28 protein-coding genes and 1 pseudogene are annotated in these 22,305 nt (G+C 63.1%); 17 read left to right on the forward strand and 12 right to left on the reverse strand.

Annotated features, from left to right (window positions below; genetic code table 11):
• Positions 1–87: 87 nt before the first annotated feature.
• Positions 88–426, forward strand: a pseudogene (locus NKJ20_RS05505) (DUF1304 domain-containing protein); the annotation flags it as partial.
• A gap of 85 nt (positions 427–511) precedes the next feature.
• Here NKJ20_RS05505 and NKJ20_RS05510 read toward each other — a convergent pair.
• The 7 genes from NKJ20_RS05510 to NKJ20_RS05540 form a co-directional block, all read right to left on the reverse strand.
• Positions 512–910 carry a hypothetical protein gene (locus NKJ20_RS05510; protein WP_352742969.1) on the reverse strand — a complete coding sequence of 133 codons (399 nt, stop codon included), beginning with the start codon at positions 908–910 and terminating at the stop codon, positions 512–514.
• A gap of 275 nt (positions 911–1,185) precedes the next feature.
• Complete coding sequence (locus NKJ20_RS05515) at positions 1,186–2,217, reverse strand: peptidoglycan -binding protein (RefSeq protein WP_023678020.1); 1,032 nt, start codon at positions 2,215–2,217, stop codon at positions 1,186–1,188.
• Position 2,218: 1 nt separating this feature from the next.
• Positions 2,219–3,244: a MotA/TolQ/ExbB proton channel family protein gene (locus NKJ20_RS05520; protein ID WP_023678019.1), complete on the reverse strand. Its 1,026-nt coding sequence runs from the start codon at positions 3,242–3,244 to the stop codon at positions 2,219–2,221.
• A 115-nt stretch (positions 3,245–3,359) separates the two neighbouring features.
• On the reverse strand, positions 3,360–4,067 hold the full coding sequence (gene trhA / locus NKJ20_RS05525; protein ID WP_352742970.1) for a PAQR family membrane homeostasis protein TrhA: 708 nt from the start codon (positions 4,065–4,067) through the stop codon (positions 3,360–3,362).
• Between the two features lie 99 nt (positions 4,068–4,166).
• Positions 4,167–4,967, reverse strand: a complete 801-nt coding sequence (locus tag NKJ20_RS05530) for an inositol monophosphatase family protein (protein ID WP_023678017.1) — start codon at positions 4,965–4,967, stop codon at positions 4,167–4,169.
• 81 nt (positions 4,968–5,048) lie between these two features.
• Positions 5,049–5,615, reverse strand: a complete 567-nt coding sequence (gene efp, locus NKJ20_RS05535; RefSeq protein WP_023678016.1) for an elongation factor P — start codon at positions 5,613–5,615, stop codon at positions 5,049–5,051.
• 138 nt (positions 5,616–5,753) lie between these two features.
• Positions 5,754–6,611: a LysR family transcriptional regulator gene (locus NKJ20_RS05540; RefSeq protein WP_352742972.1), complete on the reverse strand. Its 858-nt coding sequence runs from the start codon at positions 6,609–6,611 to the stop codon at positions 5,754–5,756.
• 112 nt (positions 6,612–6,723) lie between these two features.
• Here NKJ20_RS05540 and NKJ20_RS05545 point away from each other — a divergent pair, with 112 nt between their 5' ends.
• The gene (locus NKJ20_RS05545; RefSeq protein WP_352742973.1) at positions 6,724–7,740 is read left to right on the forward strand and encodes a zinc-dependent alcohol dehydrogenase family protein; all 1,017 of its coding nucleotides are present in this window, start codon (positions 6,724–6,726) and stop codon (positions 7,738–7,740) included.
• A gap of 42 nt (positions 7,741–7,782) precedes the next feature.
• Here NKJ20_RS05545 and NKJ20_RS05550 read toward each other — a convergent pair whose 3' ends face one another.
• The 3 genes from NKJ20_RS05550 to NKJ20_RS05560 form a co-directional block, all read right to left on the reverse strand.
• Complete coding sequence (locus NKJ20_RS05550) at positions 7,783–8,814, reverse strand: tetratricopeptide repeat protein (RefSeq protein ID WP_352742975.1); 1,032 nt, start codon at positions 8,812–8,814, stop codon at positions 7,783–7,785.
• 1 nt (position 8,815) lies between these two features.
• Positions 8,816–9,463, reverse strand: coding sequence for a thiamine phosphate synthase (locus NKJ20_RS05555; protein ID WP_023678012.1), 648 nt, complete (start codon positions 9,461–9,463; stop codon positions 8,816–8,818).
• 176 nt (positions 9,464–9,639) lie between these two features.
• Positions 9,640–10,524 (reverse strand): DMT family transporter, encoded by an 885-nt coding sequence (locus tag NKJ20_RS05560; protein ID WP_352742977.1) that lies wholly within the window; start codon positions 10,522–10,524, stop codon positions 9,640–9,642.
• A gap of 132 nt (positions 10,525–10,656) precedes the next feature.
• On the opposite strand from NKJ20_RS05560, the gene NKJ20_RS05565 reads away from it, so the two are divergent.
• Positions 10,657–11,106, forward strand: a complete 450-nt coding sequence (locus NKJ20_RS05565) for an Lrp/AsnC family transcriptional regulator (RefSeq protein ID WP_023678010.1) — start codon at positions 10,657–10,659, stop codon at positions 11,104–11,106.
• Between the two features lie 94 nt (positions 11,107–11,200).
• Complete coding sequence (locus NKJ20_RS05570) at positions 11,201–11,971, forward strand: sulfite exporter TauE/SafE family protein (protein ID WP_352450835.1); 771 nt, start codon at positions 11,201–11,203, stop codon at positions 11,969–11,971.
• A gap of 39 nt (positions 11,972–12,010) precedes the next feature.
• Here NKJ20_RS05570 and NKJ20_RS05575 read toward each other — a convergent pair whose 3' ends face one another.
• Complete coding sequence (locus NKJ20_RS05575) at positions 12,011–12,562, reverse strand: DUF2269 family protein (RefSeq protein ID WP_352450834.1); 552 nt, start codon at positions 12,560–12,562, stop codon at positions 12,011–12,013.
• A 581-nt stretch (positions 12,563–13,143) separates the two neighbouring features.
• On the opposite strand from NKJ20_RS05575, the gene rcdA reads away from it, so the two are divergent.
• A complete protein-coding gene (gene rcdA / locus NKJ20_RS05580) occupies positions 13,144–13,671 on the forward strand; it encodes a protease adaptor protein RcdA (RefSeq protein ID WP_352450833.1) in 528 nt (175 codons plus the stop codon).
• Positions 13,672–13,709: 38 nt separating this feature from the next.
• Here the strand turns inward: rcdA and NKJ20_RS05585 are convergent, their stop codons facing one another.
• Positions 13,710–14,087 carry a winged helix-turn-helix transcriptional regulator gene (locus tag NKJ20_RS05585; RefSeq protein WP_027024911.1) on the reverse strand — a complete coding sequence of 126 codons (378 nt, stop codon included), beginning with the start codon at positions 14,085–14,087 and terminating at the stop codon, positions 13,710–13,712.
• Positions 14,088–14,219: 132 nt separating this feature from the next.
• Here NKJ20_RS05585 and NKJ20_RS05590 point away from each other — a divergent pair, with 132 nt between their 5' ends.
• The 12 genes from NKJ20_RS05590 (at position 14,220) to tolA (ending at position 22,240) form a co-directional block, all read left to right on the forward strand.
• Positions 14,220–15,074: an SDR family oxidoreductase gene (locus tag NKJ20_RS05590; protein ID WP_352450831.1), complete on the forward strand. Its 855-nt coding sequence runs from the start codon at positions 14,220–14,222 to the stop codon at positions 15,072–15,074.
• Between the two features lie 264 nt (positions 15,075–15,338).
• Entirely contained in the window at positions 15,339–15,851 is a 513-nt protein-coding gene (gene ruvC / locus NKJ20_RS05595; RefSeq protein WP_352450830.1) for a crossover junction endodeoxyribonuclease RuvC, read from the forward strand.
• Positions 15,852–15,907: 56 nt separating this feature from the next.
• Complete coding sequence (locus tag NKJ20_RS05600) at positions 15,908–16,177, forward strand: AbrB/MazE/SpoVT family DNA-binding domain-containing protein (protein WP_352450829.1); 270 nt, start codon at positions 15,908–15,910, stop codon at positions 16,175–16,177.
• Positions 16,155–16,577 (forward strand): type II toxin-antitoxin system VapC family toxin, encoded by a 423-nt coding sequence (locus tag NKJ20_RS05605; protein WP_352742979.1) that lies wholly within the window; start codon positions 16,155–16,157, stop codon positions 16,575–16,577. The genes NKJ20_RS05600 and NKJ20_RS05605 overlap by 23 nt, the downstream gene beginning before the upstream one ends.
• A 13-nt stretch (positions 16,578–16,590) precedes the next feature.
• The gene (gene ruvA / locus NKJ20_RS05610) at positions 16,591–17,211 is read left to right on the forward strand and encodes a Holliday junction branch migration protein RuvA (RefSeq protein ID WP_352742981.1); all 621 of its coding nucleotides are present in this window, start codon (positions 16,591–16,593) and stop codon (positions 17,209–17,211) included.
• A gap of 67 nt (positions 17,212–17,278) precedes the next feature.
• Positions 17,279–17,563: an AbrB/MazE/SpoVT family DNA-binding domain-containing protein gene (locus NKJ20_RS05615; RefSeq protein ID WP_352569593.1), complete on the forward strand. Its 285-nt coding sequence runs from the start codon at positions 17,279–17,281 to the stop codon at positions 17,561–17,563.
• Positions 17,560–17,964, forward strand: coding sequence for a type II toxin-antitoxin system VapC family toxin (locus tag NKJ20_RS05620; protein WP_352742982.1), 405 nt, complete (start codon positions 17,560–17,562; stop codon positions 17,962–17,964). The genes NKJ20_RS05615 and NKJ20_RS05620 overlap by 4 nt, the downstream gene beginning before the upstream one ends.
• Positions 17,961–19,001: a Holliday junction branch migration DNA helicase RuvB gene (ruvB, locus tag NKJ20_RS05625; protein WP_023677999.1), complete on the forward strand. Its 1,041-nt coding sequence runs from the start codon at positions 17,961–17,963 to the stop codon at positions 18,999–19,001. Before NKJ20_RS05620 ends, ruvB begins: the two co-directional genes overlap by 4 nt.
• A gap of 128 nt (positions 19,002–19,129) precedes the next feature.
• On the forward strand, positions 19,130–19,600 hold the full coding sequence (gene ybgC / locus NKJ20_RS05630; RefSeq protein ID WP_352742984.1) for a tol-pal system-associated acyl-CoA thioesterase: 471 nt from the start codon (positions 19,130–19,132) through the stop codon (positions 19,598–19,600).
• A 296-nt stretch (positions 19,601–19,896) separates the two neighbouring features.
• Positions 19,897–20,607 carry a protein TolQ gene (gene tolQ / locus NKJ20_RS05635; protein ID WP_023677997.1) on the forward strand — a complete coding sequence of 237 codons (711 nt, stop codon included), beginning with the start codon at positions 19,897–19,899 and terminating at the stop codon, positions 20,605–20,607.
• 15 nt (positions 20,608–20,622) lie between these two features.
• Positions 20,623–21,075, forward strand: coding sequence for a protein TolR (tolR, locus tag NKJ20_RS05640; RefSeq protein WP_502894786.1), 453 nt, complete (start codon positions 20,623–20,625; stop codon positions 21,073–21,075).
• Between the two features lie 7 nt (positions 21,076–21,082).
• The gene (tolA, locus tag NKJ20_RS05645) at positions 21,083–22,240 is read left to right on the forward strand and encodes a cell envelope integrity protein TolA (RefSeq protein WP_352742988.1); all 1,158 of its coding nucleotides are present in this window, start codon (positions 21,083–21,085) and stop codon (positions 22,238–22,240) included.
• Positions 22,241–22,305: the final 65 nt, after the last annotated feature.

A 22,305-nucleotide genomic window follows, 5' to 3' on the forward strand; every position in this document is an offset into this window, starting at 1 on the left:
CAACAGCCGAAAAGCATCTTGTGAAAGCGGTGGCGTGCGTGATCAATGTCGTCCGGCGGCGGCAGACCGCGATGGGGGAGACGAAAAATGATCGCCAACGTGCTGGTCGGGCTGGTAGCCGTGATCCACCTCTGCATCGTCTACCTGGAGATGGTGCTGTAGGACACGCCGCGCGGCCATATGGTATTCAGGCTGACGCCGGAATTCGCCAGGGCCTCGAAAGTGCTTGCTGCCAATCAGGGGCTTTACAACGGCTTTCTCGCAGCCGGCCTGACCTGGGGGCTTTACCTCGGCGAAGCCGGTTTTCAGTAGTCTTCTTCTTGCTCTGCGTCGCCGTCGCCGGCCTTTACGGCGGCAACGGCGGGCCGCAAAATCCTGTTCATCGAGACAGTGCCGGCAGTGCTGGCGCTGATTGCACTGGCGTTGGCTAGCCGCATGATCCCCGAACCGAAAGCTGGAAAAGGATCATGCGCAAAATCCATTGCCACACTGCCGGGCACTGCGGCCGATTTCAGCCGCCTGGATAAGTTGGGCCGTAGCCGTTGGGATAGTATCCGCCATCGGCGCCGTTGCCGATGAGGAAGGCACTGCCGGTGTCAGCGCGCAGCTTTTGGCTGACATCGTCGAGCTGCGCCAGCAACTGCTGATATTGCGTGCTCGGCATGGTTCCATCGCGTGCGGCCCTCTGGGCGGCCCGATCGAGTTGAGCGACCTGCGTGCGCAAGTCGCGCGCCTCGCCCGGCTCGAGCTTGTTCGCCCGGATGGCGCCCTGGATACCCGTCTCCACACTCTGGATCTGATTGATCAAGGCCGTCGCACGCGGGCCGGCGTAAGCGCCAGCAAACGGAACGGCGAGGAGCAGTGTGGCGAGCGTAGCAGTCCTGAGATTCGTGGGAGCGAAGAAGCGCATGGTTGCGTCTCCTTTACTGGGGAAGGCGGTGGTTGGGAGGGTCCTGCCTTCCGGCCGCGGGGCCGTCAGGTTCCGTCGCGTCGCGATGAGCGGTTCCACCGCCGGCGGTTCTCGGCCCATGACCAAGGCTAAAAGGCCATGGCGGCAAAGTGTAATTAAAAAAAGGTAATTTTTTCAGCTCTTGCCGCTGCCGCACCAATGCCCTAAATGCCGCCGACTTGAGCCGGCTCGACCTGGCCCGACCTGGCGCATGATACAAGCCAAAGGCCTGCAGATCACCGCTCGGTCAACTTCAACTCGATGCGGCGGTTCTTGTTGCGCGCCTCTTCGGTATCGGCGGGGTCGAGCGGCTGGAATTCGCCGAAGCCGGCCGCGACCAGCCGGTTGGCCGGCACGCCGTTCTCGATCAGGAACTTGACCACCGATGTCGAGCGCGCCGTCGACAATTCCCAATTGTCGCGGTAGCGGCCGGTGCCGGAGAGCGGCTTGTTGTCGGTGTGGCCATCGACGCGCAGCACCCAGTTGATCTCCGGCGGGATTTCCTTTTGCAATTCGATGATGGCATCGGCGAGCTTCTTCATCTCGACCTTGCCGGCATCGTTGATCACCTCGGAGCCGGTCGGGAAAAGCACTTCCGACTGGAAGACGAAGCGGTCGCCGACGATGCGGATGTTCTCGCGGTCGGCAAGAATTTCACGTAAGCGGCCGAAGAAATCGGAGCGGTAGCGGTTTAGCTCCTGCACGCGTTGCGCCAGTGCGACGTTGAGGCGGCGGCCGAGATCGGCGATCTTGGTGTTGGATTCGCGGTCGCGCGTTTCGGACACGTCGAGCGCTTGTTCGAGCGCTGCGATCTGCCTGCGCAGCGCCGAAATCTGCTGGTTGAGGATCTCGACCTGGCTCAGCGCCTGCTGGCTGATCTGGCGCTGGCTGTCGAGCTCGCCGGAAAGTGCCGTCGCGCGCTGGTTGGCGGCATCGCCGGCACCGGCGCCTTGCGCCAGCAATTGCTCGAGCCGGCTCTTCTCCGCCTCCGATGCAGACAGCGATGCCTGCAAATTGGCAAGGGTGTCCTCCTTGTCCTGCGTCGTCGAGCGTTCCAGCGCCAGAAGCTGGGTCAACTCGTTGATCTGCGAATTGAGGCGGTTGAGCACCGTGTCCTTGCCGGAGATCTCGCGGCCGAGCAGGAACTGCGCCAGCACGAAAACAGTCAGCAGGAACATGATCGCCAACAGCAGCGTCGACAGCGCATCGACGAAGCCCGGCCAGTAATCGATGCGGCGGTCGGAGCGCCGGCCTCGTGCCAACGCCACGTCAATGCACTCCAGGCTTCTTCAAGGCGTCGGCGATCTTCTCCAGGGTGTTGCGCATCGCCTTCTGCTCGTCGGACTGGGCCTCGACCCAGTCGCGCATGATCTGCTGTTCCGAGCGCATGTTCTTGACCAGGCCGGAAATGCCGTCGGCGAGATTGGCCATGGCGGTGGCGACGCGCGGATTGGAGCCGCCGCCATTCTCCTGCAGAGTGCGCAGCTTTTCCGACAACAGCCGGATTTCCTCGGAAGGTTCGGTCTTGGCCGCGTCGGCAACGACGATGTCGGAGGACAGGTCGGTGACCGAGGACAGCCAGTTTTCGAGTTCGGTATAGAAGCGCGTCTGGGCGCGGCCGGCCTGCAGGTCGAGGAAGCCGAGCACCAGCGAGCCGGAGAGGCCGAACAGCGAGGACGAGAAGGCGGTGCCCATGCCGGCCAACGGAGCGGAAAGCCCCTGCTTCAGGGATTCGAGCACGGCCGCGGCATCGCCGGTGCCGGGATCGAGCGACTCGATGGTTTCGCGGATCGAGCCGATCGTGTTGAGCAGGCCCCAGAAGGTGCCGAGCAGGCCGAGGAACACCAGCAGTCCGACAAGGTAGCGCGACGTGTCGCGGCTTTCGTCGAGCCGGGTGGCGATCGAATCCAGCATGGTGCGCATCGAACTGGTCGAGAAGGCAATCGTCGAGGAGCGGCCGATCATCGCCTTCATCGGCGCCAGCAGCACCGGTTCGGTGGTTTCGGAACCGGCGCGGAACGAGTTGACCCAGCGCACCTCGCGGAACAGCCGGCCGACCTGGACGAAGGCCAGCAGGATGCCGACCGCCAGCACGCCGATGATCAGGCCGTTGAGACCGGGATTGGTGACGAAGGCGGTCGAGATCTGGCGCGTCAGGATGGCGGCGATGAAGGCCACGATGAACAGAAAGATCACCATGGTCAGCAGAAACACCTGCGGGCTCGACAATTTGTGCGGGTCGTAGATCAGAACGTCGGAGCGCCTGCCCATGCCGAAGGATCTGAGAAGAGTCATCCGTGCCCCGTTTCCGATGCCGTCGCCGCCGATCAATTTGTGTTTGCGACTCTAAACGGAATTGTGACGAAATTGAATGGCGCTTGGCAATATTGCCACTGTCCGCGACCGGAGGTCAAAGCCGGTGGATGACCAAGCAGTCGACCATGGCGGCCAGATGCAGGCCGGCGCCGGTGACGACAAAGCCATGCCACAGCGCATTGTGGAAACGCAGGCCCTTCCAGGCGAAGAAGATCACGCCACAGGAGTAGACGATGCCGCCGGCAACGATGAGCGCGATCGATGTCGCCGGCAGCGTCCGCACGAGCGGCTCCACCAGAACGATACCGCTCCAGCCGATGGCTAGGTAGAAGACGATCGCCAGCCGGTCGAAACGGCCGGGAAGAAAGACCTTGATGGCGATGCCGACCGCCGCGGCGGTCCAGACCAGGACGATCATGGAAACGGCCAGCGGCGAGCCGCCGAGCTGCGCCAGGAAAGGCGTGTAGGTGGCAGCGATCAGCAGATAGATCGCGGCATGGTCGAAGCGCCGCAATATCCATTTTGCCGGCGACGACACCGGCCAGACATTGTAGGCCAGCGAAACCGACAGCACGGTGAGCAGCGATACTACATAGAAGGCGGCGGCGACGTATTCGCCGGGGCCGGTTCGATAGGCGGCCAGTGCCAGCAGCGTCGAGCCGGCAGCGATCGCCAGCACGATGCCCACGGCGTGGACAATGCCGTCGGCGATGATCTCGGCGCGCGAGTAATGCCAGCGCCCCATGAAGGGAATGTCGAGCTGGGAGAGTTCGCTCTGGGGTTGGGGCCGGCTGTTCGTCATCGATGATCCTGCGCCACCTTATCTGGGCGGCCGCGGGACAGTATTTCAAGCTTTGGTTGCGGTTTTGCGACTGCGGCGGTTCAGCGCGGTGTGCCTCTATCAGCCGGCTGAGAGTGGCCTTTTGATAGTCTTCAACAGCGCGCGCTGGATGAGTTCGTTGCCGGCGACGAGTGAACCGGCGTTCAGCACATCCTGTCCCCCGGCGAAATCGGAGACGAAACCGCCCGCCTCGCGGATCAGCAAAATGCCGGCGGCGACATCCCAGGCCGACAGGCCGGTTTCCCAGAACCCGTCCATGCGGCCGGCGGCGACGTAGGCGAGATCGAGCGAGGCGGAGCCGAGACGGCGGACGCCAGAGACCTCGGCCATGACATTGCGCAACTCGATGAGGAAATTGCCGTGCTGGCCACGCCCGAGATGCGGCATGCCGCAGCCGATCACCGCATCGACCAGCTTGGTGCGGCCGGCGACGCGCAGCCGGCGGTCGTTCATGAAAGCGCCGCCGCCGCGCTCGGCGGTATAGAGCTCATCCATCGCCGGATTGTAGACGACGCCGGCGACGATCTGGCCCTGGCGCTCCAGCGCGATCGAAACGGCAAAGAGCGGAATGCCGTGCAGGAAATTGGTGGTGCCGTCGAGCGGGTCGACGATCCAGCGGTGCTGGCCGTCGTCGCCCTCGATCACGCCGCGTTCCTCCATCAGGAAGGCGTAGCCGGGCCGCGCCTTGGAGAGTTCGGCAAAGACGATGTCTTCGGCCTTGCGGTCGGCCTGGCTGACATAGTCGCCCGGCCCCTTCATCGAGACCTGCAGGTTCTGCACTTCGCCGAAGTCACGCGACAGCGAGCGGCCGGCCTTCATTGCGGCCTGGACCATGACATTGAGGATCGCGGAACGCGCCATTGCTGTTCTTCCTGTCGCTGCGCCTATCTGCCTTGACGCATGATCTTATCCAAAAAGTCTGCAACTCTTTGGGATCACGCCTCAGTCGGCGCGGCGCACGTAAGTGATTTCGTTGGTATCGACGATGATGCGCTCGCCCGAGCCGATGAACGGCGGCACCAGCACGCGGATGCCGTTTTCGAGTATCGCCGGCTTGTAGGACGAGGCTGCCGTCTGGCCCCTCACCACCGGGTCGGCCTCGGTGATGGTCAGCGTCACCTGGTCGGGCAGCGAAATACCGATCGGCCTTTCGTCATAGAGCTGGACCGTCACCATCATGCCGTCCTGCAGGAAGGCGGCGCGATCGCCGACGAACTCCTTTTGCAATTCGAGCTGCTCGTAGCTTTCGGTGTCCATGAACACCAGCGCGTCGCCCTGCTCGTAGAGGAAGGAAAAATCCTTCAGATCGAGCCGGATCTGCTCGACCGTCTCGGCCGAACGGAAGCGCTCGTTGAGCTTGGTGCCGTTGATCAGGTTCTTGAGTTCGACCTGGTTGTAGGCGCCGCCCTTGCCGGGCTTGACGGTGTTGGTCCTGACCGCCACCCAAAGGCCGCCATCATGCTCGATGACGTTGCCGGGACGGATTTCGTTGCCATTGATCTTGGCCATGGTGAGGTGATCCGGAAATGAGATGATCGCCGCAAAGGGCAATTTGGCGCCTCCAAGACCACAAATCGCCAGCAGAGGCAAGGAGCGCCTTCCGATGAAGCGGGAACGAAGCTGGCCCGGCAGCGCGGCGTGGTGGCCTCAGTCCGCCCTGACAGTCGCGGTGACGGCCTCGGTCACCGCGTCGGCGACCTCTCTCAAAAGATGCAGGTGCGGCGAACGCAGCACGACAATTCGCAGCGACAGCTCGAGGCCGGGAGCGTCGACCAGGGCAATGCCCTCAGGCAGCTTTTCCCGCATCAGCCGCCTGGGCAGCAGGCCAAGGCCTTGGCCTCGACGAACCCAGTCGATCTGCAGCGCGCTGTCCTGAATCTCGGCGCCGACCATCAACCTGTGGCCGCCCTCGGCCAGCGCAGCCGCCAGCCGCCGGCGCGCGTCGCAGGGTTCAGGGCTGAGGACCCAGGGCGTGGTCTTGACGTCGGCTTGCCGGCTGGTGTTTTCGGCAGCGATGATGCCGAGGGGCTCGGTTCCGACAACGCCGTCTCCAGTTTTGGAATTGCTGCCGTCCAGGATGAAGGCGAGGTCGAGCTGTCCGCGCTTGTGCTGGTCGGCCAGCTCAAGACTCCAGCCGCTCTTCAGACGCAGCGAAACCTTCGGAAACCGCGCCACGGCATCAGCAATGGCGGCGGCCACGGCTTTGTCGCAAAGTCCATGCGCGAGGCCGAGCCGCAGCAGGCCCTCCGGCTCGTCGCCCTTGGCGAATGATCTCAGCGCGTCGACGGCGGCGAGAATGTCCTTGCCGCGTGCCAGCACCTCTACGCCGGCCGGGGTCAGTCGGGACGGCTTTAGCCGGCGGTCGAGCAATTCCGTGCCGAGCATCTCCTCCAGCCGCTGGATCTGGCGGGTGACGGCCGGCTGCGTCAACGGCAGGCGTCGAGCCACCTTCTGAATCGAACCCTCCTCGGCAAAGAGGGCCAGTGTTTTCAGTTCTTCAAGCACGACACACCCGAACATGTCACAGAAGCATAATTATCCTGAACATTATGAATTTGAAATCCGGTGGATGGCAAGCGATTTTCCTCTGGCAGGACCCAGCTGAAAAGGAACGACGATGAAAGCGATCGAATTGCAGAGCCCGGGCGGCCTCGAGAACCTCAGAATGGTCGAGCGGCCGATGCCTGAACCGGGGCGCCAGGAGATGATTGTGAAGGTCAAGGCGACGGCGCTGAACTACCGCGATGCCGAGATCGTTCGCGGCAGCCATCACACGAAGTTTGCATTGCCGCTGGTGCCGCTGTCGGACGGCGTCGGCGAAGTCGTTGCCATCGGCGCCGAGGTCAGCCGGTTCAAGATCGGCGACCGGGTCTGCGGCACGTTCTGGCATCGCTGGGTCGGCGGCAGTTTCGCCATGGCCGAGCCATCCTATCAACGTGGCGGCCCGATCGACGGGCTGCTCAGCGAATTTGCCCGGCTCGACGAACAGGCGGCGGTGCTGGCGCCGGCCAATCTGAGCGACCTCGAGGCGGCGACGCTGCCATGCGCCGGCGTGACGGCATGGCATGCGCTGTTTACGGAGGGCAGCGTCAAACCCGGCGACACCGTGCTTTGCCTCGGCACCGGCGGCGTTTCGCTGTTTGCGGTGCAGTTCGCCGCCGCTGCCGGGGCGCGCGTCATCGTGACGTCGAGCAGCGACGAGAAGCTTGCGCGGGCAAAGCAACTTGGCGCGCAGGATGGCGTGAACTATCGCAGCGTCCCCGATTGGGCATCGGCCGTGCTGGGATTGACGGATGGCCGCGGCGCCGACCATATCATCGAGGTTGGCGGACCGCAGAGTTTTGCACAATCGCTGAGGGCAGCGGCGCGCGGCGCCCAGATCAACGTCATCGGCTATCTCGGCGGCAGTGACGGCGCCATCAACCCGCTCGACATCTTCCGCCGGCAGGTCAGGGCGCGAGGCATACCGGTGGGCTCACGCGAATCCTTTGAAGAGATGAACCGCGCTATCGCCGTCAACCGTTTGAAACCGGTGATCGACCGGGTCGTGCCATGGAGCCGGGCCGCCGAAGCCTTTCGGTACCTTGAACACGGCTCTCCCTTCGGCAAGGTCGTGCTCGATCATACCCAATGAGTCCGCCTGATGAGCCTGGTGCAATGAGTCGCGAGACCGCGGTCAGGGCAGGCGGTTGGCCCGTTGTAGCGCCTGCTGCGTCTGCTCGTCGGTCAGGCCCTGCAGGAAATCGTCCATCTCTTGGTCGATGAGCCCGGCGCGGCGGGCGACAACATACCAGGCACCGGCGAGGATCAGATCCGGGTCGGTGCCGATGCCGTTCATGTAGAGCTTGGCGAGACGGTTCTGGGCGGCGACATTGCCGCCCTCGGCGGCCTGCTTCATCCAGTTGAAGCCGGATTTCAGGTCGCGGGCCCCCCCGCGCCCCTCGATCATCCAGGTTGCGAGATCGATCTGTGCGGTGTCGTAGTTCTGCCGCGCGGCCTGTGCCAGCAGGCCGCGGGCGCGGACATCGTCGCGCGGCTTGCCGCCGGCGCCATTGGCGTAGACCTGTGCCATCGCATATTGTGCGTCGGCGAGCCCGGTCGCGGCAGCGCGCTCGTAATAGGATACGGCTTTGGCAATACCGGAATCGCCGGGCTCCTGTTCGACCATCAGCTGCGCAAAATTGAACTGCGCCAGGCGGTTGCCGGCCTCGGCGGCGGCCTGCATCAGCGCATAGGCCTCCTTCTCGTCCTTTTTGACGTAGCGGCCGTCGAGCAGCATCAGCGCATACTGGAATTGCGATTCCGGGACGCCCTGCTCGGCGGCAAGCGCATACCACTTCGCCGCCCCTGCCGCGTCGACCGGCACGCCGAGGCCGCGCGACAATATCTCGGCCACCAGCGTCTGTGCCGCCGGATCGCCGTTTTGAGCGCGCGAAAGCGCAAGGTTGTAGGCCGTCTTGTAGAGCCCGCGCTGAAAGGCGCCGTAGGCAGCATCGGACGGCTTTGCGCCGAAGCGGTCGGGGTTGATGGTGTCGGCCGACGGCAACGGGGTGGTGGTGGCGGGCTGCGGCAATTGTGCGGCGATCGGCTTGTCGGCAGGTTCGCTGGAATCCGGCCTGGGCTGCGGCAGCGGAACGGGTTCCGCCGCTATCGCCTGCGTCACGGCCGTTGCAAGAAAGGCGCTGAAAAGGATTTTCCGCGAGAGCACGTCAGTCCTCGAAGCGCGGCGCGGTTTCGTCGAGCAGCGCGTTGGCGGCGGCGACCGCCATCTTCGGATCGACGCCGTCGGCGAAAACGGCGCTGGACAGTGCCACGAATTCAGCGCCGGTGGCGGCGACCGCTTCCACCGAGGCAAGATCCGATCCGGCCATGACGATGCAGGGGATATGGATGACGTCCGCCCACCATTGCCCGAGCGACAGGTTGCGGGGGTGCGGCTCAGGCTTGTTGTCGTAACCGAAACGGCCGAAGAAAATGTAATCAGGCCTGACCTCGCCGAGTTCCAGCGCATCGTCGCGGGTCTTGGCGCCGCCGGTGCCGACCATCATCCTGGCCTGGAAGTGTTCGATCGTTTCGGCGAGCTCGTCCTTGCCGACCTCGACATGAATGCCGTCGGCCTGGACGCGGCCGGCGATGCGGGTGTCGCCGGCAATGATGACCGCAATGCCGGCCGCTTGCGCCACCGGCACGATCTGCTCGGCAAAGGCTTGGAAAGAGGCCTCGTCCATACCGTTTTCCGGCAGGATAAGCGAGGCGACGTCACCGCCGTCGAAGGCCGCGGCGATGCGCTCGGCCGGCACGTTCGGCGGCGCGATCAGCACGATGCGGCAGCGGTTGGGCGGCGTTGCGTCATTCATTGGTGTTCGGTCCCGGTTATCGCCTATGCCGGGCGAAGATGGTTGCATTGCGGCATAGAGCAAAGTGCGGGAGTTGAACAGGCGGCAGGGGGATCACGTTTGCCGTCAACGATTTTATGGGGCTCGGCGCATGGCTGCCGTTGGCCGAAATTCTCCCCGCCGGTCGCTTGCGGCCCCTACGCAGGCACCTTCGATTTCCACAGCGACCAGCCGAGATTCATGCCGGCGGCGGCGACCAGGATGGCGGCGGCGCCGACGATCTGCGCCGGCTGCAGCCGATGGCCGAAGGCGACGACATCGACGAGGATGGCGACGACTGGGTAGATGAAGGACAGCGACCCCTGCAGATGCGTCGGCAGCTTCTGGATGGCACCGTACATGAGGATGTACATCAGGCCGGTATGGACGATGCCGAGTGTCGCCAGCATGACCCAGCTCCGCGCATCGGCGGGAAGGTGGGTGAGATTGGCGAAGGGTGCCAGCATGAGAACGCCGACGCAGACCTGGATCAGGGCGATCAGGTGCGGCGGCGTGCCTTTGAGCTTCTTGGTGACGATAGCCGCAACGGCCCAGAAGAAAGCCGCGGCCAGCGCCATCGCAATGCCGGTAAAGTAATCCGTACCATGATCGCCTGCATCGGGCGCGGCCTGCACGATCAGCAGCATGCCGGCGAAGGCGATGCCGAGCCAGGTCAGCTTGGTCACCGTCAGCCGTTCGGAGAAGAAGAGCGCGCCAAAACCCACCAGCATGAAGGGCTGCGTGTTGTAAACGGCCGTGGCGATCGAGATCGACGCGCGGGAAAACGCGCTGAACAGCAACAGCCAGTTGATAACGATGGCAGCACCGCCGAGAGCCGCGATCGCGACGATGCGAAGCGACAGCCTGCCACGCAGCAGTCCCAGCGCCGCGCAGATGATCAGCAGCGTTACCGCCCCGAAAGCACAGCGCCAGAACACCACGTCCATGATGGGCTGGCCGGAAAGGACGACGAACCAGCCGATCGTGCCGAGGATCGCCATCGCCGCCGTCATTTCGATCGTGCCGCGTACCGTGTTGTCCATGGATGCTCCTGAAACCCGTTGAGATTTTATAATCCCACAGCGGATCGGGTCTTTCCATGACTTCTAGCCGGTGATATGCAGGACGAACCTCATTAAATTAGGTAAACATCGGCTTTTTCTTGGAATTGTAAAATGCTGGACGAGCTCGATAGAAAGCTCCTCGATATCCTGGTCAAGGATTCACGGACCTCGCTGAAGGAACTGGCGCTGCAGGTCGGGCTGTCGTCACCAAGCGTTTCGGAGCGGCTTCGGCGGCTAGAGGATCGCGGCGTCATCCGCGCGTTCACCATCGACATCGATCCGCAGGCGCTCGGCTACGCCTTGCAGGCGATCGTTCGCATCCGGCCATTGCCGGGCAAGCTGCACATCGTCCAGAAGCTGATCGAGGAAATCCCGGAATTCGGCGAATGCGACAAGGTGACGGGCGATGACTGCTTCGTTGCCCGGCTGTTCGTCCGCTCGATCGGCGAGCTCGACGGGATTCTCGACCGCATCGCCGACAAGGCCGAAACCAGCACCGCCATCATCAAGGCGCAGCCGATCCGGAGACGCCCGCCGCCGCTCGACATGCCAAACATGTGACGGGTTTCGGTGGCGTGGCCCACATATTTGCGGTCGCGGCCTGACCATTTCTGGTCTATTCCAGAGTTCAACTTTCCCTCCAGCGTCCCTTCCCATGTCAGGCCTGCTCGTCGATCCCTGGTTCTATGCCGCGGCCATTCCGGCCGTCATCCTCGTCGGCCTGTCGAAAGGCGGCTTCGGCGGCGCCGTCGGTTTTGTCGGCGTGCCGTTGATGGCGCTGACCATGCCGCCGGTTCAGGCTGCCGCAATTCTTCTGCCAATTCTGTGCCTGATGGACATTGTCTCGGTGTGGACGTGGTGGGGTATCTTCGACCGCAAGATGCTGGCCGACATGATGCCGGGCGCCGTGATCGGCATTGCCCTTGGCTGGCTGACGGCGGCACTTGTAACCGAAGAGATGGTGCGGCTGATCGTCGGCGCGGTTGCCCTGATCTTCGTGCTGCGCTGGCTCTATTTGCAGCTCCGCCACGGTGCCGGCCACGCGGCGGAGCCCAACCGCGTCGCCGCGGGCTTCTGGGGTACTGTTGCCGGGTTCACCAGCTTCGTCGCCCATGTCGGCGGCCCGCCTTTTCAGGTCTATGCGCTGCCCATCAGGCTCGATCCGAAGGTGCTGTCGGGCACCGCGGCGATCTTCTTCGCCGTCACCAATGCGCTGAAGCTCATCCCTTATTTCGCGCTCGGCCAGTTCGATACCACCAATTTGACTGCGTCGGCGGTGCTGATGCCGCTGGCGCCGCTGTCGACAATCGCCGGCGCCTGGCTGGTGCGGCGGATGCGGCCGGAGCTGTTCTATCCCTTCACCTATGCGACCGTGGCGGTCGTCGCGGTCAAGCTTCTGTGGGACGGCATCGCCGGCCTCCTGTAAGACGGCGGCCCCATTCGGCCGCCGCCGGTTCCTTACACCTCAGGCGGCACTCGGCAGCAGCTGCCGCGTCCTGCCAAGCGCGAGCGCGGCGCCGGTTGCCAGTACGAACGCCATGCAGCCCAGAATGGTGATGTCGTGCAGCGTCGGCTTCAGCACCATGTCCGCGATGATCACCAGCATCACCGAATAGTCGAAGCGCGCGGCGCTGAGGACGCGCTGGCCCTGGGCAAGCACTGCCGGCGTCACGCCCTCCTTGGCGATCATGCCTGCCATGCGGTCGGCAGTCGGCTTGAAGATGAACATGCCGATGCAGAAGGTCGTCGCATAACCGGCAAGGCCGATCAGCACCCACAGATCGGAAAAGCCGACCCAGAAGCCGCACATGATGAGGCCGAAAAGCAATGTCAGCATCGACATCGGCGCGAAGAACCGGTTGCCGAGCTCGCCGGTGGCGCGCATCGCCTGCAGCATGCCTTCGACGTTTCCAGCGCGGTCGGCGCGTACCGCGAGCAGCATCAGCGTGAAGCCGCCGCCGACCCAGAGGATCGCCGAGACGATATGCAGAAATTTAACGGCCGAGTACCAGTCCATTATTCGCTCCTTGAGAGATTTGATGATTTGCCGGAGCGCAAGGTTTGCTCCGCCTCGTTGCGAGGAGCGGGCGTTTACCGCGGCGCCTGTTTCGGAACGATGTCGCGCGGCGAGCGGATCTGTTTCGATATGTCGGTCACGATCTGGAGGAAACATGGCGCAAGCGCGTCGCCCCGACTTTCCAGCCGGTAGTGGGAACGGGTGCCGTGGCCAGTCAGCTGTGCTGTTACGGCACAGATGCTGGGCGCTTGATCGAAAAATATGCCCTGCGTTAAGGCTTCGTTAAGCTTTACAGGCGTTTACTATGTCCATCCAGTGATCTGGATTCTTACCGAGTGGTTGGAGCCACTTTGTTTGACGCCTCCCTGTTAAACTCCTGAGAGCCGCCTTATCCGCGGCTCTTTTTTTGTCCGCCGGCATGGGCGTCCTTCCGGCTAAATGCGGCCGTTAACCGTTTGTTAAACATGTGCTTGCCTTCGCTGGCAGCGAAGCGCATTTTCAAGCTTCAGTCGTTTAGGCTGCCGGATATGGCGGCCAAGAGCCGAATCGGCCGGCTGTCAGGCAAGTGCAGGGGCGTAGCGATGAACGAGCCTTCGAAGGCGAGCGCGAAAACCATCAAGCTGGCGGAGCGCCGGGTTTTCTCCCAATCCTTCAAGCCGCTCTATCAGGAAGGCATGGGCCTGGTCGAGCAGGCGGCCGAATATCTCGACGGCAAGGGCCGCGCCGAGGCCAAGAAGCTGTCGAGGCTGGCGGCGACGCTTTATGCGGCCGAATCGATGCGGCTGACCACCAGGCTGATGCAGGTCGCCTCGTGGCTGCTTTTGCAGCGGGCGGCGAATTCCGGCGAGATGACCCGCGATCAGGTGGCCTCAGAAAAATCCAAGGTGCGTCTCGACACTGCCTCGGCGCATGATGAGGCGCCCGGCTGGGCCGAGCTGCCGAAGGATTTCATCGACCTCGTCAACCGTTCGCTGCGGCTGCAGGCGCTGGTGCGCCGGATGGACGAGGAGATCTATGGCGGCCTTGCCGAGGTGCCGCCGTCGAGCCGTCGCCTCAATCCGGTCTCCGACCAGATCACGCTGCTCAACACGGCTTTCGCCCGCGGCTGAGAGACCGTTTCATAATTCTACTCCGGCGGCCATCTAGACTAACCGCGAAGGGATGGGCTCGCGATCATCAGGCGGGGAGAATCACGCAGCAGCAGGCGCGATCCGACCTCCACGATAGACCTGATCGCTGGGAGCAGCTCCTGTCCCAATGACGTCAGCTCATACTCCACGGTCGGCGGCGATGTCGGCATCACGTGGCGTGCGAGGACGCCACGCTCCTCGAGATCGCGCAACCTGGCGGTCAGCACCTTCGCCGAAATGGCTGGGATATCGCGGCGCAATTCGGAGAACCGGCGCGGGCCGTCGCTCAAGGACCAGAGCACCTCGGGTGTCCAGCACCCGCCAAGCAGCGCCATGCACCTCGACATGGGGCAGCCGGGAAGCGCCTTCACCTTCGTTCGCATCCTGAGGACCATCGCGCATCTTCCATGAGAGTTTCCAGTTGGTTATCGGAAAATGATGGTAACTACAAGATACGTGGTTTCCGAGGGTAACGAGAGCCGCTATCTGAGGCTCTCAATCCATCCAACCACGAAATGGACAGAACGATGTACGCAATAACTGGAGCAACAGGACAGCTTGGCCGTCTCGTGATCGACGCACTGCTGAAGACAGTTCCGGCCAGCCGGATCGTTGCGGCGGTTCGTGATCCGGCAAAGGCCCGCGATCTTGTCCAACGCGGCGTAGTCGTGCGGGAGGCGGACTATAATCGTCCCGACACGCTCCCGATGGCGCTGGCCGGCATCGATAGACTGCTGCTGATTTCCTCGACCGAAGTCAGCGGCCGCTTGCCGCAGCATCGGTCAGTGATCAAGGCCGCCCAACGGGTGGGGGTTTCGCTGATCGCTTACACAAGCATGCTGCATGCGGACACGTCTCCCGCGAGGCTCGCGGTCGAACATCGGCAGACGGAGGAGGTCATCGCGGCCTCCGGCCTACCCGCCGTCATCCTGCGCAACGGCTGGTACACCGAGAACCATCTGATGGCGCTCCCGGCGGCTCTGGAGCACGGCGCCTTCATCGGCGCCGCAAATGAGGGGCGCTTCTCGTCCGCGGCGCGGCAGGATTATGCCGAGGCCGCGGCCGTGGTGCTGACGAGCGAGGATCAAGCAGGGAGGACTTACGAGCTCGCCGCGGACCAAGCCTTCACGCTCGCCGAGCTTGCGGCGAAGGTCTCGCGGCAATCGGGCAAGGCGATCGCCTACAACGATCTTGCCGGGGCGGCCTATGAGGGTGTGTTGACAGGCGCCGGGCTGCCCGCCGATCTCGCCGCTATCCTGGCCGATGCCGACATTGCAGCCTCACGCGGAGCGTTGTTCGATGACGGCGGCGCCATGAGCCGGCTGATCGGTCGACCGACAACGCCACTGGAGAGCGTCGTTGCGGCAGCATTGCGCGGTTGAAACCGAGACGGCTGTCACATCCGCCAAAGGATCAGAGGACCGTCTGTCGCTCGCGCCAACAGTTATTCAAACGACTAGACTAGCGCAGCTTTCTGCGCTTCCGGTGCTCGCGTACTTATGTACGCTCCGCTCCGGTTCTCGAAAACCACGCTATCTGTCTCGCCAGAGCGAATTCTCAAACATTCTCTAAACCAGACTCGGTTGCTGTTTCTGGTTTGTTCACATTTCGCTGGCATCGCTGCTCGCCGGGGTTAAAGTTGACGGATGGGGGAAGCGATTCGCATCATCGGCATCGATCCAGGGCTGAGGCGCACCGGCTGGGGCATAGTCGAAAGCCTCGGCAATTCGCTGCGCTTCGTCGCTTCCGGCACGGTGCGGTCCGACGACAAGGCCGCGCTGGCGGTGCGTCTTTGCCAATTGCATGACGGGCTCGCCGAGATCCTGCATGCCGCGATGCCGCACGAGGCGGCGGTCGAGCAAACTTTCGTCAACAAGGACGCGGCGGCGACGCTGAAACTCGGCCAGGCACGCGGCATCGCCATGCTGGTGCCGGCGCGTGCCGGCCTTGTCGTTGCCGAATATGCGCCAAACGCCGTCAAAAAGGCGGTGATCGGCGTCGGCCATGGCGACAAGAAGCAGATCCACATGATGGTCAAGGTGCTGATGCCGAAGGCGACTTTCGACACCGACGACGCCGCCGATGCGCTGGCCATCGCCATCTGTCACGCGCATCACCGGCAGAGCATCGCCTACAGGATGGCGGCGCTGGCCGGATAAGTATGTTCTTGACTTGTTCTCCAGTGGGCAATAGGTAATACCAACGAGGTATTACCATGCGCGTTACCACCAAGGGCCAAGTGACCATCCCGAAGGAAATACGGGATCATCTCGGTATCGGCCCGGGCTCGGAGGTGGAGTTCGTCCCCACCGAGGACGGCGCTCGTGTCATAGCCGTCGACGAAAACATGTCGGAGGAGGAAGCCTCGCGCAGATTCAGCCAGATACTCGATCGTATGGCCGGTACGCTGGATCTGGGAGGCATGACGGCGGATGAATATGTGGAATGGCTGAGGGGCCCACGTGAAGATCTCGACATTGATTGACACAAATGTCTTGATCGACGTTTGGGGTCCTGCCGGACGGGAGACGAAATGGTCGGCATCCGCGATTACCGCATGCCGGCGCGACGGCGCACTCGTAATCAATGCAATCGTCTGGTCCGAGCTCGCGCCGTTGATTGCGACCGAACAGGCTCTTCGTCAAGCAGCCGACATGCTCAAGATGGATCGCGAATTTCTGCCGTGGGAAGCAGCCTTCCTCGCTGGTGTCACGCACTCGCGCTATCGCCGCGCCGGCGGCCTCAGCGAACGAACGCTGCCGGATTTCTTTATTGGAGCCCATGCGGTTGTCGCCGGGCATCGCCTGCTGACGCGCGATGCCGCGCGCTATCGCAGCTATTTCCCGGACCTCGATATCATCTCTCCGGAAACCCACCCGGCATGATCGGCAAGCTCAAATGATCGGCAAGCTAAAAGGCACGCTGGACGAGATCGACGAGGATTTCTGCATCGTCGACGTGCATGGCGTCGGCTACGTTGCCTATTGCTCGGCGCGTACGCTTGCCGCGTTGCCGCCGCCCGGCGAGGCGGTGGTGCTGTTCATCGAGACCTATGTGCGCGAGGACATGCTGCGGCTCTATGGGTTCCAGTCGGTGCTGGAGCGCGAATGGTTCCGGCTGTTGATGAACAATGTGCAAGGCGTCGGCGCCAAGGTGGCGCTGGCCATCCTGTCGACGCTGGCGCCGGCCGACCTCGCCAATGCGATTGCGCTGCGCGATATCGCCATGGTCAGCCGCGCGCCTGGCGTCGGCAAGAAGGTCGCCGAGCGCATCGTCACCGAATTGAAGAACAAGGCGCCGGCCTATGCGGGCACTGCCTCCGGCACCATCGGCCTGAAGCAGGAGCTCGGCGAGCGCGTCGCCTCGGCGCCGATCACCGACGCCGTCTCGGCGCTGGTCAATCTCGGCTATTCGCGCGACACCGCCGCCAATGCGGTGGCGGCGGCGCTGAAGACGGCAGGCGAAGAGGCGGACGCGTCGAAGCTGATCCGCTTCGGGCTGAAGGAGCTGGCACGGTGAGACGTTGCTGGAAAGTGAAATTCCAACTACTGTCTGATCGGTAAGAATTTTTTGCAGGAGTAAGAATATGGGCGCATATGCCAGTCTGACCTCCAAGGGACAGCTCACGATTCCAAAGGACGTCCGCGACGCCTTGTCGCTCAAGACGGGCGACACGATCGCCTGGACGGTGATGGATGGCTATTTGGTCGGGACGCCGCGCAATCTCGACTTCGCCGACCTAGCCGGATTTCTCGGCGATCCACCCGGCGGTCCCGCTTCCCTGGAAGAGATCGATGCGGCTGTGAGGGAGGCCGTAGGCCAGCACGTTGTTGGTGACAAGCCACAGGGCGGAAAAGAGGGCGACGCGTGACGTCGATAGGTATCGATACCAACGTTCTGCTTCGAATGGTGCTGAACGATGATGCCGAGCAACAGGCCAAGGCTCTCGCCTTCGGTAAGAGCCTCAGCGGCGACAAGCTCGGCTTTGTGAGTTTAATTGTGCTGGTGGAATTCAGTTGGTCACTGCTTTCGCGTTACCGGCAGCCAAAGGAGCAAATACTGGCCGCGATCCAGAGATTGCTCAAGATCAAGATGCTGGTGTTTGAGGATTTCGATGCCATCGTGATCGCGCTCGAACGATCGAATTCGAGCCAGGTCGACTTTGCTGATGCGCTGATAGCCGAGCACAATCGAAATTTCGGTTGCTCGCATACGGTCACGTTCGACCAGCGGGCTGCAAGGTCCATTGCCGGTATGGAACTGCTCGCATGAGCCTTTCGCCACGCCTCATTGCTCCCGACAGACGCGGCGAGGACGCCGAGCAGACCTTGCGGCCGCAGACGCTCGGCGACTTCGTCGGCCAGGCGGCGGTGCGGGCCAATCTCAAAGTGTTCATCGAAGCCGCCAAGGGCCGTAGCGAAGCGCTCGACCATGTGCTGTTCGTCGGCCCGCCCGGCCTCGGCAAAACGACGCTGGCGCAGATCATGGCGCGCGAGCTTGGCGTGAATTTCCGCTCGACCTCGGGTCCGGTCATCGCCAAGGCCGGTGATCTCGCGGCGCTGCTCACCAACCTCGAAGACCGCGACGTGCTGTTCATCGACGAGATCCACCGGCTCAACCCGGCGGTCGAGGAAATCCTCTATCCGGCGATGGAGGATTTCCAGCTCGACCTGATCATCGGCGAGGGGCCGGCGGCGCGCTCGGTCAAGATCGACCTGGCCCGCTTCACGCTTGTCGCCGCCACCACCCGGCTCGGTCTTTTGACCAACCCGCTGCGCGACCGCTTCGGCATTCCGGTGCGGCTCAATTTCTACTCGGTCGAGGAACTCGAGCAGATCGTGCGGCGCGGCGCCCGCATCCTTGCCATGCCGCTCGGCGACGACGGTGCCTTGGAGATCGCCCGGCGGGCGCGCGGCACGCCGCGCATCGCCGGCCGGCTGTTGCGCCGGGTGCGCGACTTCGCCAGCGTTGCCGGCGACGGTCATGTCGACCGCAAGGTCGCCGACGAGGCGCTGACGCGGCTGGAGGTCGACGGGCTCGGCCTCGACGCGCTCGACCGCCGTTATCTGTCGATGATCGCCCGGAATTTCGGCGGCGGGCCGGTCGGCATCGAGACAATCGCTGCCGGGCTTTCCGAGCCACGCGATGCCATCGAGGACATCATCGAACCCTTTCTGATCCAGCAAGGCTTCATCATGCGTACCCCGCGCGGCCGCGTGCTGGCGGCCAATGCCTGGCGGCATCTCGGCCTCGACGCGCCAAAGGACCTGGCGCAGCAGCAGATCAGCCTGTTCCAGGAAGAACCCTAAGTTCCGCTGCTTATGGCTTCGGTGCTGGCAGTTCCCCGGCCCAGCCCTCCAGGTCTTGATCATCGCCGGTCTATGCGCAAAACAGGTGTTGCTTGAAACAGGGCCTGTCGGGCCAAAAGGACAGCGCAATGGACGATCACGGTGAATCGGCATTGTCCGCAGGACTTTCCGGCGCGCTGACGGAATTCGGCCATCGATTGATGGCGCGGGTCTATTATGCCGATACCGATTTTTCCGGCGTCGTCTACCACGCACGCTATCTCGAATTCTTCGAGCGCGGCCGTTCCGACTATCTGCGGCTGGCCGGCGTCCACCACACCGAGCTTGCCGACGGCAAGCATGGCGAGAAAATAGTCTGGGTGGTGCGGCGCATGGAGATCGATTTCCGCGGTTCGGCCCGCATGGATGACATCCTGACCATCGACACGCGCACCGACGAGATTTCCGGTGCGCGCATCGTCATGGCGCAGCAATTGAAGCGCGGCAGCGAAGTGCTGGTCGCGGCGCGTGTCGAAGCGGCGATCGTCGGCGAGAACGGGCGGCCGCGGCGCTTTCCCAAGGACTGGATCGCAGCCTTCATGCCCAGAACGCGCAAATAAAGGTTCAGAGGCGGACGATCCCGGAGCTCCCGGTCCAGGCCAGAATCGCGAGGCGGCCTATCAGGGCGCGGCAATGCGCCGCGCTGTACGTCCTAACCCATCCTTAACCATAACGGTCCATGAAGGGATTGGTTAAGATTGGGAGAATCCAAGCGCCTTCCTTTCACCAATATTTGCCCCGAAAAGGCCGCCAACGGTGCATTTGGGGTTATTCCGCAAGCCTAACGCGAACGGACCACAAGGGATGCCCATGGGCCAGCCGCCAGCCACGCCCCGAAAATCTTTAAGGACGTAACATGGAAAACATCGCTCTCGCCGAACCGGGCGCGCATTTATCGATTTGGGCCTTGTTCATGCAGGCCGGTTGGGTGGTCAAGCTGGTCATGATCGGGCTGCTTGGTGCCTCGATCTGGACCTGGGCGATCATCGTCGACAAGCTCGTCGCCTATGCCCGCATGCGGCTGGCGCTCAATCGCTTCGAACAGGTGTTCTGGTCGGGGCAGTCGCTGGAAGAGCTTTACCGCACGCTCGCCGACCGCAAGACGACCGGCATGAGCGCGATCTTCGTCGCCGCCATGCGCGAATGGAAGAAAAGCTTCGAGAAGGGCGCGAAATCGCCGCTCGGCCTGCAGACCCGCATCGACAAGGCTATGGATCTGGCGCTGACCCGCGAGATGGAAAAACTTGAAGGGCGGCTCGGCTTCCTCGCCACCACCGGCTCGGCGGCGCCCTTCATCGGCCTGTTCGGCACCGTGATCGGCATCATGACCTCGTTCCAGGCGATTGCAGCCTCGAAGAACACCAGCCTGTCGGTGGTCGCGCCCGGCATCGCCGAAGCGCTGCTGGCGACGGCCATCGGCCTGCTCGCCGCCATCCCGGCCGTCATCGCCTACAACAAGCTGTCGTCGGATGCGAGCAAGATCGCGGTGCGCATGGAAGGGTTCGCGGATGAGTTCTCCGCCATACTCTCGCGCCAAATCGATGAAAAAGTCGCGCAGAAGGCTTGAGGAACGATCATGGGAATGTCTGTAAGCGCAGGTGGCGGAGGACGCGGTGGTCGAGGCCACAGGCGGCGCGGCCGCCATCACGCGATGATATCGGAAATCAATGTCACGCCGATGGTCGACGTGATGCTGGTGCTGCTGATCATCTTCATGGTCGCCGCACCCATGTTGACGGTCGGCGTGCCGGTCACCCTGCCGGAGACGAAGGCCAAGGCGATGAACACCGATACCCAGCCGATTACGATTACGATCGACGGCACAGGCAAGATCTTCGTGCAGGAGACCGAAATCCCGCAGGAGGAGCTGATCGCCAAGCTGAAGGCGATTTCTAAGACCGGCTACGAAGAGCGCATTTACGTCAAGGGCGACAAGACCACCAATTATGGCGACGCGATGGTGGTGATGGGTCTCATCCAGGACGCAGGCTACAAGAACCTCGGCCTGATTACACTGCCGAAACAGGATCAATAAACGCGAGATGAGGACCGGCCTCACCACATCGGTGATCTTGCATACGGTGGCGATCGCTTTCGGGCTGTTCACGCTGTCGGCGCCGCCCGCGATGCCTGCGTCCGATGCGGAATCGGTGTCGGTCGAGATCGTGCCGATGGAAGCGACGGCACAGGTCCTGCAAGGCGACAAGAAGGCTGTAATGCACGACAAGCCGGCGCCGCTACCGACGCAGCGTCCCGACATCGTTCCCGATGCCCAGAAAGTCGGCGATAACAGCGTCGACACCGACAAGCAGCCGACACCTGAGCCCAAGCCCCAGCCGGTCGACATGACGGCGGCTCCGCCACCCGCGCCGACGCCGGTCGAAAAGCCCAAGCCTGAGGACGTGCCGAAGCCGAAGGAAAAGCCGAAGCCTATTCCCGCTACGGAGGTGGCGCCGGTGCCGCAGCCGAAGGAAGAGGTCAAGCCCGAACCTGTCAAGCAGACCGAGCCCAAGCCGACGCCGGCCAAGGAGCCGACGCCCACGCCGCCGCAGGACAAGACTGCCGCAATCGATCCGCAGCCCGAGGTCAAGCCGGATGCCGTCGCCGAGGCGATTGCCAAGCAACCGCCGACCGAGGAGGCGCAGCTTCCGGACTCGGCGCCGGCGCCTGAGGCTCGGCCGAAGCCGCAGCCGGCCCAGGCTGAAAGCGCGAAGGCGCCGGAGCGCAAGGACGCCGACAAGCCGGTCAAGGAAGCCTCGTCCAAGCCGAAATCGGACGACAAGCAATTCAATGCCGACGAGATCTCGGCGCTGCTCGACAAACGGAAGCCGTCCGGCGGCGGCGCCAAGCGCTCGACCCAGCAGGCATCGCTCGGCGGCGAGAAGGACCAGGGCCAGAAGCTTTCGAAATCGGAGCAGGGGGCATTGGAGGCCCAGCTTGGTGGTTGCTGGACGCTTCCGGCAGGGCTCGAGGGTTCGGAGAATTTCGTCGTCGTGGTCCGGTTTAATCTGGACGCCTCCGGCAAGCTGGATGGCCGGCCGAGCGTTGAAAAGTCGAGCGGAAACCGCCCGTTTGACGAAAGTGCAGTGCGCGCGGTTCAGAAATGCGATGTGGCCGGCTTGCAGGTTCCGGCGGGCAAGCAAGACATCTGGTCCGACGTTCGGGTCACTTTTGACCCCAGGGAGATGCTCGGTCTTTAGGCCCGGCTCCCACAGAATCAGCGAAGAGAAGCGAGAAGACATGAAATCCATCCTCAAGCCGCTCC

This window comes from Mesorhizobium sp. M0185 (assembly GCF_040322175.1).
GTDB lineage: Bacteria > Pseudomonadota > Alphaproteobacteria > Rhizobiales > Rhizobiaceae > Mesorhizobium.

Bases quoted from the DNA above. Each gene is read 5' to 3' on its own strand.
- NKJ20_RS05510 (WP_352742969.1), bottom strand. From the start codon at position 910: ATGCGCTTCTTCGCTCCCACGAATCTCAGGACTGCTACGCTCGCCACA.
- NKJ20_RS05520 (WP_023678019.1), bottom strand. From the start codon at position 3,244: ATGACTCTTCTCAGATCCTTCGGCATGGGCAGGCGCTCCGACGTTCTG.
- trhA (WP_352742970.1), bottom strand. From the start codon at position 4,067: ATGACGAACAGCCGGCCCCAACCCCAGAGCGAACTCTCCCAGCTCGAC.
- NKJ20_RS05530 (WP_023678017.1), bottom strand. From the start codon at position 4,967: ATGGCGCGTTCCGCGATCCTCAATGTCATGGTCCAGGCCGCAATGAAG.
- efp (WP_023678016.1), bottom strand. From the start codon at position 5,615: ATGGCCAAGATCAATGGCAACGAAATCCGTCCCGGCAACGTCATCGAG.
- NKJ20_RS05545 (WP_352742973.1), top strand. From the start codon at position 6,724: ATGAAAGCGATCGAATTGCAGAGCCCGGGCGGCCTCGAGAACCTCAGA.
- NKJ20_RS05555 (WP_023678012.1), bottom strand. From the start codon at position 9,463: ATGAATGACGCAACGCCGCCCAACCGCTGCCGCATCGTGCTGATCGCG.
- NKJ20_RS05560 (WP_352742977.1), bottom strand. From the start codon at position 10,524: ATGGACAACACGGTACGCGGCACGATCGAAATGACGGCGGCGATGGCG.
- NKJ20_RS05565 (WP_023678010.1), top strand. From the start codon at position 10,657: ATGCTGGACGAGCTCGATAGAAAGCTCCTCGATATCCTGGTCAAGGAT.
- NKJ20_RS05570 (WP_352450835.1), top strand. From the start codon at position 11,201: ATGTCAGGCCTGCTCGTCGATCCCTGGTTCTATGCCGCGGCCATTCCG.
- NKJ20_RS05575 (WP_352450834.1), bottom strand. From the start codon at position 12,562: ATGGACTGGTACTCGGCCGTTAAATTTCTGCATATCGTCTCGGCGATC.
- rcdA (WP_352450833.1), top strand. From the start codon at position 13,144: ATGAACGAGCCTTCGAAGGCGAGCGCGAAAACCATCAAGCTGGCGGAG.
- NKJ20_RS05585 (WP_027024911.1), bottom strand. From the start codon at position 14,087: ATGGTCCTCAGGATGCGAACGAAGGTGAAGGCGCTTCCCGGCTGCCCC.
- NKJ20_RS05590 (WP_352450831.1), top strand. From the start codon at position 14,220: ATGTACGCAATAACTGGAGCAACAGGACAGCTTGGCCGTCTCGTGATC.
- ruvC (WP_352450830.1), top strand. From the start codon at position 15,339: ATGGGGGAAGCGATTCGCATCATCGGCATCGATCCAGGGCTGAGGCGC.
- NKJ20_RS05600 (WP_352450829.1), top strand. From the start codon at position 15,908: ATGCGCGTTACCACCAAGGGCCAAGTGACCATCCCGAAGGAAATACGG.
- ruvA (WP_352742981.1), top strand. From the start codon at position 16,591: ATGATCGGCAAGCTAAAAGGCACGCTGGACGAGATCGACGAGGATTTC.
- NKJ20_RS05615 (WP_352569593.1), top strand. From the start codon at position 17,279: ATGGGCGCATATGCCAGTCTGACCTCCAAGGGACAGCTCACGATTCCA.
- ruvB (WP_023677999.1), top strand. From the start codon at position 17,961: ATGAGCCTTTCGCCACGCCTCATTGCTCCCGACAGACGCGGCGAGGAC.
- ybgC (WP_352742984.1), top strand. From the start codon at position 19,130: ATGGACGATCACGGTGAATCGGCATTGTCCGCAGGACTTTCCGGCGCG.
- tolQ (WP_023677997.1), top strand. From the start codon at position 19,897: ATGGAAAACATCGCTCTCGCCGAACCGGGCGCGCATTTATCGATTTGG.
- tolR (WP_502894786.1), top strand. From the start codon at position 20,623: ATGTCTGTAAGCGCAGGTGGCGGAGGACGCGGTGGTCGAGGCCACAGG.
- tolA (WP_352742988.1), top strand. From the start codon at position 21,083: ATGAGGACCGGCCTCACCACATCGGTGATCTTGCATACGGTGGCGATC.